13 protein-coding genes are annotated in these 14,455 nt (G+C 63.7%); 6 read left to right on the top strand and 7 right to left on the bottom strand.

Features of this window, described 5'->3' with window-relative positions; translation table 11 throughout:
• Nucleotides 1-97: 97 nt before the first annotated feature.
• Nucleotides 98-2,269: a putative bifunctional diguanylate cyclase/phosphodiesterase gene (locus ACFQX9_RS32445; RefSeq protein ID WP_377791537.1), complete on the top strand. Its 2,172-nt coding sequence runs from the start codon at nucleotides 98-100 to the stop codon at nucleotides 2,267-2,269.
• Nucleotides 2,270-2,322: 53 nt separating this feature from the next.
• Here the strand turns inward: ACFQX9_RS32445 and ACFQX9_RS32440 are convergent, their stop codons facing one another.
• Nucleotides 2,323-3,063 carry a hypothetical protein gene (locus tag ACFQX9_RS32440; protein ID WP_377791536.1) on the bottom strand — a complete coding sequence of 247 codons (741 nt, stop codon included), beginning with the start codon at nucleotides 3,061-3,063 and terminating at the stop codon, nucleotides 2,323-2,325.
• 206 nt (nucleotides 3,064-3,269) lie between these two features.
• Nucleotides 3,270-4,424, bottom strand: coding sequence for an acyl-CoA dehydrogenase family protein (locus tag ACFQX9_RS32435; RefSeq protein WP_377791535.1), 1,155 nt, complete (start codon nucleotides 4,422-4,424; stop codon nucleotides 3,270-3,272).
• Between the two features lie 256 nt (nucleotides 4,425-4,680).
• Between ACFQX9_RS32435 and ACFQX9_RS32430 the strand changes: the two genes are divergently transcribed.
• The gene (locus ACFQX9_RS32430; RefSeq protein ID WP_377791604.1) at nucleotides 4,681-6,081 is read left to right on the top strand and encodes a TAXI family TRAP transporter solute-binding subunit; all 1,401 of its coding nucleotides are present in this window, start codon (nucleotides 4,681-4,683) and stop codon (nucleotides 6,079-6,081) included.
• Between the two features lie 153 nt (nucleotides 6,082-6,234).
• Here the strand turns inward: ACFQX9_RS32430 and ACFQX9_RS32425 are convergent, their stop codons facing one another.
• From ACFQX9_RS32425 to ACFQX9_RS32415, 3 genes are all read right to left on the bottom strand, one after another.
• A complete protein-coding gene (locus ACFQX9_RS32425; protein WP_377791534.1) occupies nucleotides 6,235-7,194 on the bottom strand; it encodes an amidase family protein in 960 nt (319 codons plus the stop codon).
• On the bottom strand, nucleotides 7,191-7,856 hold the full coding sequence (locus tag ACFQX9_RS32420) for an amidase family protein (RefSeq protein WP_377791533.1): 666 nt from the start codon (nucleotides 7,854-7,856) through the stop codon (nucleotides 7,191-7,193). Before ACFQX9_RS32420 ends, ACFQX9_RS32425 begins: the two co-directional genes overlap by 4 nt.
• A 108-nt stretch (nucleotides 7,857-7,964) precedes the next feature.
• Nucleotides 7,965-8,426 (bottom strand): GNAT family N-acetyltransferase, encoded by a 462-nt coding sequence (locus ACFQX9_RS32415; RefSeq protein WP_377791532.1) that lies wholly within the window; start codon nucleotides 8,424-8,426, stop codon nucleotides 7,965-7,967.
• Nucleotides 8,427-8,928: 502 nt separating this feature from the next.
• Here ACFQX9_RS32415 and ACFQX9_RS32410 point away from each other — a divergent pair.
• Both ACFQX9_RS32410 and ACFQX9_RS32405 read left to right on the top strand, forming a co-directional pair.
• On the top strand, nucleotides 8,929-9,099 hold the full coding sequence (locus ACFQX9_RS32410) for a hypothetical protein (RefSeq protein WP_377791531.1): 171 nt from the start codon (nucleotides 8,929-8,931) through the stop codon (nucleotides 9,097-9,099).
• Nucleotides 9,100-9,113: 14 nt separating this feature from the next.
• A complete protein-coding gene (locus tag ACFQX9_RS32405; RefSeq protein WP_027514367.1) occupies nucleotides 9,114-9,323 on the top strand; it encodes a hypothetical protein in 210 nt (69 codons plus the stop codon).
• A 20-nt stretch (nucleotides 9,324-9,343) separates the two neighbouring features.
• Here ACFQX9_RS32405 and ACFQX9_RS32400 read toward each other — a convergent pair whose 3' ends face one another.
• Nucleotides 9,344-9,667 carry a response regulator gene (locus tag ACFQX9_RS32400; protein WP_245288562.1) on the bottom strand — a complete coding sequence of 108 codons (324 nt, stop codon included), beginning with the start codon at nucleotides 9,665-9,667 and terminating at the stop codon, nucleotides 9,344-9,346.
• 181 nt (nucleotides 9,668-9,848) lie between these two features.
• On the opposite strand from ACFQX9_RS32400, the gene ACFQX9_RS32395 reads away from it, so the two are divergent.
• On the top strand, nucleotides 9,849-10,622 hold the full coding sequence (locus ACFQX9_RS32395) for an SDR family NAD(P)-dependent oxidoreductase (protein WP_085358556.1): 774 nt from the start codon (nucleotides 9,849-9,851) through the stop codon (nucleotides 10,620-10,622).
• 267 nt (nucleotides 10,623-10,889) lie between these two features.
• Here the strand turns inward: ACFQX9_RS32395 and lepA are convergent, their stop codons facing one another.
• Nucleotides 10,890-12,701, bottom strand: coding sequence for a translation elongation factor 4 (lepA, locus tag ACFQX9_RS32390; RefSeq protein ID WP_018460061.1), 1,812 nt, complete (start codon nucleotides 12,699-12,701; stop codon nucleotides 10,890-10,892).
• Between the two features lie 126 nt (nucleotides 12,702-12,827).
• On the opposite strand from lepA, the gene ACFQX9_RS32385 reads away from it, so the two are divergent.
• Nucleotides 12,828-14,453, top strand: a complete 1,626-nt coding sequence (locus ACFQX9_RS32385; protein ID WP_026233935.1) for a glycosyltransferase family 39 protein — start codon at nucleotides 12,828-12,830, stop codon at nucleotides 14,451-14,453.
• The last annotated feature ends 2 nt before the right edge of the window (nucleotides 14,454-14,455 follow it).

The following is a 14,455-nucleotide window of genomic DNA, read 5'->3' as shown; positions in this document are numbered from 1 at the left end:
TTACCTTTTTTTCAGACACTTGCCCCAAGAGTTGCGGGGCTGGGTGCGACTGGGACGAGTGAAGTTGAGTTTGGGGTTTCGAAAGCCGAAAAAGCGAATGGGCAGCGTGCTCGGCGGCCTGCACCCGCGCAAGCCGCGCTTTGCGCGCCCCCCTCATCTTCCGTCCGAACGCGACGAAGTTCTGCGCAGCCGTGCCGAGGCTGAGGCCGCGATCGCGGAAGCGCGCAAATCCCATGAGCGCCTGCGCCAGGCCATCGAGATCCTGCCGCAAGGCATCGTGTTTCTCGACGCCGAGGGCCGCTACGTCCTCTGGAACAAGCAATACGCGGAAATCTACAGCAAGACCGCCGATCTGTTCGAGGAAGGCGCGCGCCTCAAGGACACGCTGCGCATCGGCGTCGCCCGGGGCGACTATCCCGAGGCTGCCGGCCACGAGGAAGAATGGATCGCCGAACGGCTGCAAAAGCTCTATCAGCCCGGCACGCGCCACGAGCAGAAGCTGGCGGACGGCCGCGTCATCCTGATCGACGAGCGGCTGACCGAGGACGGCGGCGTCGTCGGCCTGCGCGTCGACATCACCGAGTTGAAGCAGCGCGAGGCCTCGTTTCGCCTGCTGTTCGACGGCAATCCCGTCCCCATGATCGTCTGCGCGCTGGACGATGAGCGCATCCTCGGCGTCAACGATGCCGCGGTCGCCCATTACGGTTACAGCCGCGCCGAGTTCGAGCGGCTGACGATCCGTTCCCTTCAGGCTTTCGACAGTGAGCCGCCCTGGACCGCCGATGCGGCCGGCGAGGAGCAGGCCGGACGCACCTGGAAGCACGTCAGGGCCGACGGCGCCCTGATCGACCTTGCGATCTATTCGCGCGAACTGATCTATGCCGAGCGGCCCGCGGTGCTGCTCGCGCTGATGGACATCACCGAGCGCAAGCGCGCCGAGGCGCGGCTCGCCTTCATGGCCCAGCATGACGGGCTGACCGGCCTGCCAAACCGCAATCTGCTGCGCCAGCAGGTCGACGAGATGCTGCTGCATACGAGGCGCAGCACCGACAAGGTCGCCCTGCTGATGCTGGGGCTCGACAATTTCAAGGCGGTCAACGACACGCTGGGACACGCGGTCGGCGACAAGCTGCTGCGTGGCGTCGCCAAGCGGCTGCGTTCGACCTTGCGCGAGAACGACGCGCTGGCGCGGCTGAACTCGGACGAGTTCGCCATCGTGCAGAGCGGCCTGACGCGTCCCGAGGATGCGGTGCTGCTGGCCAAGCGCCTGCTCGAAGCCATCGCCGATTCCTATCTGCTCGACGGCCATTCCGTGGTGGTCGGTGCCTCCATCGGCATCGCGATGGCGCCGGGCGACGGCGACGATTCCGAAAAGCTGCTCAAGAGCGCCGACATGGCGCTGTCGCGCGCCAAGATGGATGCGCGCGGATCGTTCGCGTTCTTCGAGGCGGCGCTCGATGCGAAAGCGCAGACCCGCCGCAAGATCGAGGTCGAGCTGCGCGACGCCATTCAGAACGACGTGCTGCGGCCGTACTATCAGCCGCTGATCGACCTCCAGAGCGGCCGCATCACCGGCTTCGAGGCGCTGGTGCGCTGGCCGCATGCCGAGCGCGGCATGGTCTCGCCGGCCGAGTTCATTCCGGTGGCGGAAGAAACCGGGCTGATCAATCCGCTCGGCGGCCTGATGCTGCGCCGGGCCTGTCACGATGCCGCGACCTGGCCGGACGACGTCCGCGTCGCCGTCAACCTGTCGCCGCTCCAGTTCCGCAGCGGCAATCTGCTTTCGGTGGTGATGGATGCGCTGAAGCATTCCGGCCTGCCGCCGCGGCGGCTCGAACTCGAGATCACGGAGACGCTGCTGCTGGAGAAAAGCGCCCAGGTGCTGGCGACGCTGCACGCGCTGCGCGCGCTCGGCGTGCGCATCTCAATGGACGATTTCGGCACCGGCTATTCCAGCCTGAGCTATCTGCGCAGCTTCCCGTTCGACAAGATCAAGATCGACCAGTCCTTCGTGCGCGATCTCGGCGCCAATCGCGAGGCACAGGCGATCATTCGCTCGATCGTCAGCCTCGGCAAAGGCCTCGGCGTCACCATCACCGCCGAAGGCGTCGAGACCGAAGCCGAGCTGAGCTGCCTCCGCACTGAGGGCTGCGACGAAGGCCAGGGCTTTCTGTTCAGCAAGGCCCGGCCGAATGCGCAGATCATCAGCCTGCTCGCCGCGCAGCGCGGCATCGACGGCGTAGGCGAGGACGCCGCGCTGGTGGCCTAGGGTTAAGGTGCTGACCTGTTGTCTTGCGTCTCGAGATGCACAAACCCGGAAATTCAGTGGCCGACAAGTGTTACGGCCTCGGCAGGAGCGGTTTCATGGGACCGCACGAATACAAAACGGGATGCCGCGGGGATCTGTGCGTCGGCGCTGCCATCCTGGCCGATGAGGATAAGTCCCGCGCCGCCATTGGCTACATTCAAGATGACGGGGGCGCCCTGCCAGGTTCTGATTGGCTCCATTCCGATGATGAGAAACTCACCGATCGGCTGGTCGAAATATTGAAGCCTCAGTTGTGGTCCGACTTCTGCAGCCGCCAGGCCGAAACCCAATTGTTTGGCGCGCGCGTAGATGTCTGCCAGCAACGCAGTGTCGGTCCGAAAGCCCAGTTCGGCTGCCGACACCGTGAAAAGCTCTACGCTCGTTGTCGTGGCGCTCACGGTAAACGTCGGCCGCGCGAGAATTTCGCCGGCCGAGTTTCCGATGCCACAACCTGCCGCATCCAAAGCGTTACTGAGGGCGAAGAAGTTTGCAAACGTCCCGATCCTGATCGTCTTCCACGCAGGGACATCGACGGCGGATTTGATTGGGATTTGCGGCCCAGACGGCGCTTGCTTTAGCTTCAGGTGATTCCGCAGGACGTCTCGCGCCGAGCATTGAGCCACGGCCTCGCTCGCAAACAGGAAAGTGCATGCGATGCAGAGGATGGCGACAATGAGAATGCCACCATGGTGCCATCCCGGCGAACGCCCCTGAATGGCATGGCAACTGACTTTCCTGCCAGCTGTTCGGCCCATAACGGACCTCTCTTGCGCAAATCCAACGCGCTAAGAAGAATTCGGAATCATCACTTCCATGTGGTCGGCGCGGTTACAGCGGAAAAGCTGTCGTTCCTGTAGCTATGGAAATTAGTCGGAGAAAATTCACGAAGGTTCAGCGACGAAGACGTCGGAGGGCAACTCAATATAGGTCAGCGTGCGTGCACTTTCGTAACTGCTCGACGTCAGCGGTCCCCTGAAAGGATCATCTTACCGACATCCTCGTAATGCGTGTCGCGCGCCTGGATCTGCTGAGCGATGGCGTGCATGTCGCGAAAGCGGCGCTCGAACGGATTGCTGCGGAATACGGCGGTCGCGCCGGCCATGTGATAGGCGGTGTCGACCACTTTGGCCGACTGGTGGATGGTCCAGGTCGCGGCGAGGCGAACCGAGCCCCGATGTGCCGCGCTGAATTCGCCGGTCGTACAGAGATCGCGCCACATCGCACTTGCCGTCGTATAGAGATAGGCGCGCGCGGCCCGCAGGTCGCCCTCGGTGCGACCGATCAGGCCCTGGACCGCCTGGTTGTCGCGCATGGCGCTTGCCGCCAGCGACTGATGCTTGCCGCGCGCCAGCGCGATCGCGGCATCCAGCGTGGCGCGCGCGACGCCGAGCGACACCGCGGCAAAGCCGAGGCTGAACGTCGAGCCGGTGCCGATCCTGTAAAGTGGACCCTGCTCGCGTAGCGCGGACGGCACGTCACGAAACGCGGTGAAGCGCTCGGGGACGAACAGGTCGGCGACCTCGTAGGAATCGGTGCCGGTGCCGGCGAGCCCGATCGCCTGCCAGACGTCGTGCAGCACGCCGCTCGCGACCGGAAACAGGATGGTGCGCACCTCCGCCGAGCCGTCGGCATTTTTCCGCGGCGCGCCGTCGGCTCCGACGATGCGGACATGCGCGCCGAGCCAGCTCGCCTGCCGCGAGCCGGAGGCAAAATCCCAGCGCGCCGTGACGCGATAGCCGCCTTCGACCGCCCGCGCCTCATGCGCGATCGCGCCCCAGGCGAGGATGCCCGGCGCCGTGTTGAAGATCTCCTGCGCGGTGTCGTGGTCGAGCGAGGCCGCGATCATGGCGCAGACCGTGCATTGGCCGAGGCACCAGGCGGTGGAGGCATCCGCTTTCGCGATCTCCTCCAGCATCTGCATGAAGGCTTCCGGCGGCGCTTCGGCGCCACCAAGGCTCTGCGGCAGCAGCGCGCGATAGAGCCCGTTCTCGATCAGCGCGCCGACGACGGGATCGGTCAGTCGCCGCGTCCGCTCGATCTCGTCGGCTTCGCGCGCGATCAGCGGCGCAATAGCCCGTGCCCGCTCGACGAGGCCAAATCCGGAAGTTGCGTTCATGCGCGTTTCCTCGCCCATTCTACCGTGAGCGGTCAATCGCACGATGGTGATCTATTTGGCGAGGGGGATCAAGTTGGTGTGGCGTCAATCCGGCCATCGCCACGTGAAGTGCGGAATCAGAGATGATCGCGCAAGCTCGAAAGGCTCACGCCGGGCCAAGAAACTATTGGGGCTGCTCGGACATTATCGTTTTCCAGAAGAGCATGATACTGTTCCGAAACAGGCAGCGATTTTGGCCTCCAACCGGCAGCGGCAAATGTCCTCGTCTGATGCTCCGATGAAACGCAGTGACGCAGCCCGCAGAGGGCGGAGACAGACGAAGACCCTATTGCTGATTTTAGCCATCGGATTTCTCGTTTTCGGTGCCGCTGCGGGCACGTTGTATTACGCGCTGCGGCCGATAACGCTTCGGATTGCCGTCGGACCGCCGGGAAGCAACGATCACAAGGTGATCGAGGCGATGACCGAGGCCTTTGCCAACGAAAGCAGGACGGTGAGGTTGTCTCCGATCGCGACCGCCGGAGCGGCCGAAGCTCTCGCTCTGCTCGGTGCCGGCAGGGCCGACCTTGCGGTCGGTCGCGGCGATCTGGAAATGCCGGCCGACGCGCAAACAGTCGTCATCTTGCGCAAGAACTTCGTCGTGCTGTGGTCTTCTTCGGGACCGGCGGGCAAGGGCTCCAAGCGAAAGCCGACGCCGAAAATCAAGGAGATTGCCGATCTCGCGGGGCACAAGGTGGGGGTGATCGGCGCGACCCCGGCGAACGCCGCGTTGCTGAGAGTCATCCTGAGCGCCGCCGGTGTGGAGCCGGACAAGGTCACGGTCACTCAATTCGGCACTGGCCAGCTCGAGGAGCTGGCGCGTGACCCGAGTCTCGACGCCTTCATGGCTGTCGGTCCGCTCGACAGCAAGATAACTGCCGATGCCGTCGCCGCGACCGCCCGGGCGCGTGGCGAGCCGAAATTTCTCGCGATCGACGCATCGGAAGCCATCGCCTTGAAGCACCCGCGTTATGAATCGGAGGAAATTCCGCCAAGCATTTTCAATGCGAATCCAGCCTGGCCGGATGACAAGGTGGAGACCGTCAGTGTCAGCCATTTGATCGTCGCACGGAAAGCCTTGTCCGAAACGACAGTGTCAGCGTTTTACCGCCAGCAATTTGCCCTCCGGCAGGCGATTGCCAGACAGGTGCCTGGCGCTGCGCAAATCACCAAGCCGGACACCGAGAAGGAAGCCGAGCTTCCGGTACATCGGGGAGCGGCGGCCGTGATCGACGGGACCGAGCGGACCTTCCTCGACAGATATGGCGACTATTTCTGGTTTGCGCTCCTGCTTCTCTCCGGCATTGGCTCGGCCGGCGCCTGGCTGCGTCAATATCTGAATCGGGATGAACGCGACGAGAACACTGGCCATCGCAACAGAATTCTGGCGCTGGTTTCCAAGGTGCGCACTGCGGAGTTCGACCACGAACTGCTGGCCATGCAGCAGGAGGTCGACGCCATCATCGTCGAAACACTTGGCTGCTACGACGACGGCGCCATCGAGGAGGAGGAACTGGCAGCCTTCGGCCTGGTGCTCGAACTGTTCGATCATGCCCTCAGCGAGCGGCGCGCAGTGTTGCAAACCCCTCCTTCGAACGTGCTCGCCGCCCGGCGGTAGCGATACCGGTTTTGGTATCCGGGAGTTGCGTTCATGCGCGTTTCGTCGCCCATTCTTGGTGTGAGCGGTAAGGAGGCAATCGTGGTCTATCTGCGGGAAGGATCAAGCTGGTCCTAGCGTCGGTCTCGCCAGCTCGCGCTGACACGGGCGACATCACAGCTCGGGCAAACCCGACGGCGGCCTGCGCGCGTTGGCTGCTTGCTCGAAGGCATACGCCAGACGCAGCAGCTTGTGCTCGCTCCAGGCGCGCCCTGCGAAAGTGACGCCGAGTGGATAGTCGGGCGTGTCTTTGCCGTCGTTTGTCCCCGAGACGAAGCCGCCGGGCACCATGACGCTGGGATAGCCCGCCTTGGCGGCGATTACGGCGCCGTAGGCGCCGGGTAACAGCACCGCGTCGAGCTCGTGCTGGTTCATATAGGCGTCCATGCCGCGCGTCCTGGCGGAGAGCAGGTCCATGACACGTGCAGACTTGTACTCGGGCTCGCTGAGATCGCCCCTGGTCAAGTCAGCGGCGAGGAAGTGGTCCTGTCCGAAACGCAGCGCATTGTCGGCGTTTGCTGCGTTGAAGGCCACGATGTCGGCCATGGTCTTGATGTCAGTGTTGGTCGCCCAATCCCTCAGGTAGAGATTGAGATCGTGCTTCAGCTCGTACAGAAAGACGACCGGCGGCCTTGCGACCGTGCCTTTGTGGGCGCTGAGCGGATTGCGGTTGAGCACAGCCATGGTCGTGCCCGGCCCACCGATCCAGCCAAGTGTGGGCATGCTGGCGCGCACGATGACGGCGCCGAGATCCTCCAGCACCTTGATCACCTCAGCCATCAGCTTGGCCGACTTCGCCGGCAGCTTGCCGTAATAGCAATCGTTCAGCGGGTCAGCGGGGTCGCTCGGCACGCCGATGCGCGCGCCCTTCATCGCGTCGGCGACGAGGCCGGCGGTGTAGTCGGCCGGCCGCCGCTGCTCTTGCGTCGCTGGGTCGAGCGGGTCCTTGGCAGCCAGCACATTCAGCAACATCGCGGCATCGCGCACCGTGCGCGTCATCGGACCGGCGGTGTCCTGGCTGTGCGCAAGCGGCAGGATGCCGGCGCGGCTGATCAGCCCGACGCTCGGTTTCACGGTGAGACGAGGCCGTTCAGGCTGGCGGGGTGCAGCAGCGAGCCCGAGGTTTCGGTACCGATCGAGGCCGCGCACAGTCCGGCCGCCACCGCGACCGCCGAACCCGAGCTTGAGCCCCCTGGGGTCAGAACCGGGATGCCGTGCTCGTCCATCAGCCCTGGTGCGTAGGGGTTCTTCACCTGCCCGCCCAGCGATGAATAGCCCGAGGGCATGTCGATCGCGAGCATGTTGGCGAACTCCGTCAGGTTCGCCTTGCCCAGGATCACCGCGCCGGCGCTCCGCAGCAGCTTGACGATGGTGGCATCATCCCTGGCGCGCGCGCCCTCCAGCGCCAGCGAGCCCGCCGTGGTCGGCTGTTCGTCTCCGGTCGCGATATTGTCCTTGAGTAGGATAGGGACGCCCGCCAGCGGCCGCTGGGCCGACGGCCTCGTGCCGTCGAGCGTGCCGGCGAGCGCATCGGGATTGAGTGCACGGACCGAGTTGAGCTTAGGCCCGTCGCGGTCATAGGCCGCGATGCGCGCGAGATAGAATTCCGCCAGCGCTCTCGCGGTGATCCGTCTGCCGGCCAAGGCATCGATGACGTCGCTCATGGGCGCGTGCGCGAGCATCTGCATGGTCGACGCCGGCGGCTCAGTCAGGCCAGCTCTAGGAAGCTCGGACATTTGCCTTTCCTTGCTCCATTCCATCGCGAGTGCGAGAGGCACTATCGTGGCGGATTTGGCGGGGAGGATCAATGAGGGGCGATGGGTTTCGCAAGCGCCAAGCCCATCTTACGAGCTGCCATCGAGCAATCGCTCCATGACGATCGTGCGTTCGTCACCATGATAGCTGTCGCGCGCCGCCCTGAATCCAAGGCCGGCGTAGAAGGTTTCAGCGGTGATTGAGGAAGAAAGGGTCAGCGAAGGGATGTTGCGCTCGCGTGCGGTACGCTCGATCTCGGCCATCAGCAGCTTGCCGATGCCGCGGGCCTGAACGTGTGGAGCGACGAAGACAGTGCGGACGACGGACCCGTCGAGGCTCGCGGTCCCGACGATGCGGCTGCGGATGGTAGCGACAAAAAGGGTGTGTTGCCCAATGAGCTGCCGCACAGCGTCCGGACTGAAGCCGCGCACGATCCTTTCGATGACCTCGTTCGGATAATCCTTCGCGTTGGCTTCCCGCAGTGCACGCACGATGACCGCGCTGATATGAGCGGCGTCATCTTCAAGTGCGGGACGGATTGTGCATTCCATGGGCCACTCCAGTTCGCGGCGTGAAAAGCACAAAGACCGCTCGCTATTGCAGTCCCAGACCGCTGCAGTACCACGCCATGTCTTCGTGTCTCCAGCCGCGCTTGACGCCTGATTCCTTGCATTCATTGTAGGTCTTGAAGTTAGCTCCGTTTCGGCAGCCTGACGGATAGCTCCCAAAGCCGCCACCCGAGGTGGAACATGCGACCGAACTGGCCGCCGTGGTCGGGGCGACAGTGGCTTTGGGTGCTGCGTTCGCTGATGTGATCGACAAAATCAGCAAGCCCCCTAACGCAAGAACCGACGCTTTCATTGCATTCTCCTGATTGGAACGATGCGTATACTATCTCAGGATGCATTATAGCTGGAGGCGCAACCTGAATGAAAGAGACCCGCGCTGCGGGCGCCCTCTGGTTTTCCATTCAACACCAAACCGGACAGCGTTGGTTCCTCTGAAGGAACGGTCAGGAGCTCAAGGCGTTTGAGGTAGCGAAAGGACACTTGCATGACCGAGTTCGATCCGGCACCGCCGGACAAGAATGCGGAAGATCTCAAGCGTGGCATTCGACGCGACAACGCCAAGGACGACGAGCTGGGCAAGGGCTTGAAGGACAGTTTCCCGGCGTCGGACCCGGTGAGCAGCACCCAGGCGTCCAAGGCAACACCGGACGCATGAAGGAGGGATAGACTATGGGCCTCGCAGCCTATGATATTGTTGGCAGGGACGGTGCCTGGCACGTCGACCACGATGGCGAAATCCGGAACACTTACCAGACCAAGGAAGCCGCTTTCGAGGCGGCTGTGGCCGCGGCATCGCTCGCCATGCGGCAGGGTCATTCCGTCCGGCTAACGGTGCCGGAGAGCGAGAACGCCGTCGGCGCAGAAAATTCGGGCGGATGACCTTCGAGAGCATCCTGGTTCTACACGGCCGCCAGCAAATGGGCGGGCGCAAACGGCTTGCGCAAAAAGGTCGTGTTGGGCGGCAGCGGCGCCATCACCGTCCCGGACATCAGCACGATGTTGAGCCCCGGATGAGCACTGCGAGCGTATTCTGCGAGCTCAAGCCCGGTCATTCTCCCTGCGAGGTTGTGATCGGTGATGAGCGCCCGTAGCTCCGTGCCCGTCGACGCCACGATAAGCTCCGCGGCTTCCGCAGTGGCGCATTCGACGACTTCGAACCCTTCGTCCTTGAGAAGGTCGGACAGAACTTCGCGCTGGAGTGAGTCGTCCTCGACCAGCAGCATGACGAAATTCGACATGCAGTCATTCCCAACTTATCGGATGTTAATGCGCATCCCGGAAGATTGTTCGGTTGTGATGTCTTCGTTCGGCGCTCCTTGCGCCACGGCATGATCAGTCGAACATGTTGCATTCTCCTTGAGGTTTCGACGCAGGCGCCGAAGCGGGGATCGAACAGGAGCGGCAATGGCAATCGTCTTCATCACCGGCAGCACGGACGGTCTAGGCCGCGCAGCTGCCCAGTCTCTGCTCGAACAGGGCCACCAGGTCGTCCTGCACGCACGATCAGCGGAACGTGCGACCGCAATCTCCGAGCTTGAATCGCATTCCGCACGGGTCGTGATCGGCGATCTCAAGAGCGCCGCCCAGACGAGACACGTGGCAGATCAGGTCAACGCAATCGGACGAATGGACGCGGTCATCCACAACGCCGGGGTCTATACCGAGCGCAGCCGCGGCCCGACGCCCGAAGGCCACGCCACCACCCTGGCAATCAACACGCTCGCGCCCTATTTGCTCACCGCCCTGATGAAGCGCCCCGATCGGCTGGTGTATCTCAGCAGCGGACTACATCGCGGCGGAGAGGGATCGTTGAGCGATCTCGACTGGACGAGGCGAACCTGGGATCCGGCCAAGGCGTACGCGGAGAGCAAACTGCACATGGTCGCACTGGCCTTTGCCTTGGCGCGGCGTTGGCCGCAGGTGCTGAGCAACGCCGTCGATCCCGGCTGGGCGCGCACCAAAATGGGCGGTGCCGGCGCGCCGGTCGGCGTGGCCACCGGACAACGGACGCAGACCTGGCTGGCGGCGAGCGATGATCCCGCCGCCCTGGTCAGCGGTCGTTATTGGCATGACCTCCGGCAGCAAGAGCCGGCGCACGAAGCAGTTGATCCCGATTTTCAGGAGCGGCTTCTGGACAGGCTGGGCGAGTTGACGGGAGTGATGCTTCCACCGGCGTAGAAGCAATTCGCCTGAAGCCCACATCTTCCCAAAGCGTCCGGAGGCCGATGCTGCCTCTCATGCGCACGGCATTGCCACGTGCTGCATGATGCCATCATGCCCCTGTTTTGCCCGACGAGTCAAACGAAATTCTGAAAATCAAAAGTTCAATCCGAACAAGCCCCTCGCTACTGTGCATGGGGTTGTTTTCGCTTTTTTTGTTTTCGGTCCCGAAAAGCGCGGACCGGACCTGTCTCGCCGCGCTCGCGGCGGCCTAAAGCCGTCGCCTCAGCTGTCCACCTTCAACGCGGCGATGAAGGCTTCCTGCGGGATGTCGACCTTGCCGAACTGCCGCATCTTCTTCTTGCCTTCCTTCTGCTTCTCCAGAAGTTTGCGCTTACGCGTGATGTCGCCGCCGTAGCACTTTGCGGTGACGTCCTTGCGCAGCGCGCGCACCGTCTCTCGCGCGATCACCTTGCCGCCGATCGCCGCCTGGATCGGGATCTGGAACATGTGCGGCGGGATCAAATCCTTCATCTTCTCAACCATGGCGCGGCCGCGCCCCTCGGCGCGGGTGCGATGCACCAGCATCGAGAGTGCGTCGACCGGCTCGTTGTTGACCAGGATCTGCATCTTGACCAGATCGGCCGGCTTGTAGTCGGTGAGATGATAGTCGAACGAGGCGTAGCCCTTGGAGACCGACTTCAGGCGGTCGTAGAAGTCGAACACGACCTCGTTGAGCGGCAGATCGTATTTCACCATGGCGCGGGAGCCGACATAGGTCAGCTCCTTCTGCGAGCCGCGGCGGTCCTGGCACAGCTTCAGCACGCTGCCGAGATATTCGTCAGGGGTGAGGATCGTGGCCTCGATCCAGGGCTCCTGGATCTCCGCGATCTTGACCACGTCCGGCATGTCCACAGGATTGTGAATCGAGATTTCCTGTCCGTCGGTCAGGCTCATCTTGTAGATCACGCTCGGCGCGGTCGCGATCAGGTTGAGATCGAATTCGCGCGACAGACGCTCCTGGATGATCTCCAGGTGCAACAGCCCGAGGAAGCCGCAGCGGAAGCCGAAGCCGAGTGCGGCCGAGGTCTCCATCTCGTAGGAGAAGCTGGCATCGTTGAGGCGTAGCTTGCCCATCGCCGCGCGCAAGGTCTCGAAGTCGTCGGCGTCGGCGGGGAACAGGCCGCAGAACACCACGGGAATGGCCGGCTTGAAGCCCGCCAGCATCTCGGTGACCGGCTTCTTGTCGTCGGTGATGGTATCGCCGACACGGGTGTCGGCCACTTCCTTGATCGCGGCGGTGATGAAGCCGATCTCGCCGGGGCCGAGCTCGTCGACCTGCGTCATCTTCGGGGTAAAGAAGCCGACGCGCTCGATGTCATAGGCCGCGCCCGTGCCCATCATGCGGACCCGGCTTCCCTTCTTCATGACGCCGTCGACGACGCGGATCAGCACCACCACGCCGAGATAGACGTCGTACCAGCTGTCGACCAGCAACGCCTTCAGCGTCGCCTCGCGGTCGCCCTTCGGCGGCGGCAGGCGGGTGACGATCGCTTCCAGCACGTCGGGCACGCCGAGACCGGTCTTGGCCGAGATCATCACGGACTCGGACGCGTCGATGCCGATGACGTCCTCGATCTGTTGCTTGACCTTCTCCGGCTCTGCGGCGGGAAGATCGACCTTGTTCAGGACCGGAACGATCTCATGCCCCGCATCGAGCGCGTGGTAGACGTTGGCGAGCGTCTGCGCCTCGACGCCCTGGCTGGCGTCGACCACCAGCAGGGAACCCTCGCAGGCCGCCAGCGACCGCGAAACTTCGTAGGCGAAGTCGACATGGCCGGGCGTATCCATCAGGTTGAAGATGTAATCCTTGCCGTCCTTGGCGCGGTAGGCGAGGCGAACCGTCTGCGCCTTGATGGTGATGCCGCGCTCGCGCTCGATGTCCATGGAATCGAGCACCTGCTCCTTGCCCGCCATTTCCCGGTCGGTGAGGCCGCCGGTCATCTGGATCAGGCGGTCGGCCAGCGTCGATTTGCCATGGTCGATATGGGCGACGATGGAGAAATTGCGGATGTTGGAAATGGGGACGGTCGTCATGGGCGCGGGATACCACTCACATCCCCGTGCGGCAACCATATTGCTGTATTTTCAGGGCCTTTGTTCACGCCAAGCTGATTCCACGAAGGCCCGAAACGCGCTACGCAACGCCTGATGTCCAGGCCCATGACGACGACCTCGATCCCGTCTGCCCGAGCGCGCGCGAAGACCCGGGTGAGCTATGCCCGCTTTCGCGCCTGGCTGGTTGCCAGCGCGACCCGCCCCGAGGCGCGCCTCTGGCTGGTGATCCAGCTCGCCATCCTGCATGCGGTGCTCTGGACCTTCATCCTGATCAATCTCAAGGCAGCGCAGGACGTTCACATGGACGTCGCGGAAGCCTGGGGCTGGGGGCAGAAATTCCTCTGGGGCTATGGCAAGCACCCGCCGCTGTCGGGCTGGGTCGCCGGCCTCTGGTTCACAGTGTTCCCGCCGACGGACTGGGCGACCTATGCGCTGGCGATGGCGACCGTCGGCACCGGTATGGTGATCTGCTGGCTCATCGCGCTGCGCGTCGTGGATGCGCGGCGCGCGTTCCTGGTCGTGGTGATGGTCGCGCTCTACCCGATCTTCAATTTCAAGGGTTTCAAGTACAATCCCGACCTGCTCCAGCTCGTCACCTTGCCGCTCCTCGTGCTCGCTTATCTCAATGCGTTCGAGAAGCGGAGCTGGCAGTCCGGAGTGTTGCTCGGCCTTGCCGGCGCGCTGGCGCTGATGACCAAATACTGGGTGCTGACCATGATCGGCGCCATCGGGCTTGCCGCGCTGATCCATCCGGAGCGAATGAGATTCCTGTCGTCGCCGGCACCGTGGGTTGCGATCGCGACGATGGTGGTGGCGATGATCCCGCACATCGTGTGGCTGGCGGACGCGCATTTCGTGCCGCTGACCTATGCCGGCGATACCTACAGCCTCGAGGACAGCGGCCAGGTGCATCAGCTCGTGACCGGCTATGCCCTGCATAATGTCGCGCTGCTGGCATTGCCGGTGGCGCTGGCCGCGCTGGCGATGGCGCTGGTGCCACCTTGGTTCAGGCTGCTCCTGCGTGCGCCCTTGCGCATCGTCACGCGGGACTGGGCGCGCGGCGCGAATTCCAGCGTGAACCTTTCGCAGGCGCGCAACGTCTGGCTCATCCAGATCATCGTCGCGGTCGGCCCCGCGCTCGGCGCGCTGGCCTTCAGCATCTACATGAAGACCGATTGGGGCATCTCGCTGTTCTTCCTGGTGCCCTTGGCGCTGGTCGCGATCCCGGCGTTGCGGGTGCAGAGCGCTGCGCTGTTCAACATTGTCGCGATCTGGCTCGTGCTCAGCGTTGCCACGCTCATTGCCTCGCCCTGGATCGCCGCCCGCGAGATGGCGGCCAATGCCGGCAATACGGCGACTTACGGCGCGCGCTCGGATCTCGCGCGCGAGCTGACGCAGGCCTGGCACGCGCGCTTCGCCTCGCACTGGGCGGTCGTCGCCGGCACCATGGAATCGATCCAGCCGATGGTGTTCTACAGCCCGGATCATCCGGCCGCGTTCACGCCGCTCGAGGCCTGGGGGTCCGGATTGATTTCGCCCGATGACGTCAAGCGATACGGCTTCATCGGCGTGTTCGACCCGGCCGATGGTCGCCTGCCGGCGTTCGAAAAATGGGTGTCCGAAGTTGCGCCGAAGGCCGAGCGCATCGTAATGACGACGCGCCGTTTCACTCACGGCAAAGCCGGTCCGTCGATGAGCTGGAACATCTACATCGCGCCGCCGGGGAATTGATC

Source organism: Bradyrhizobium sp. GCM10028915, from assembly GCF_042666195.1.
Lineage (GTDB): Bacteria > Pseudomonadota > Alphaproteobacteria > Rhizobiales > Xanthobacteraceae > Bradyrhizobium > Bradyrhizobium canariense_D.
The sequence above is the reverse complement of the archived record's forward strand: the minus strand, read 5'-3'. Positions and strand labels throughout refer to the sequence as shown.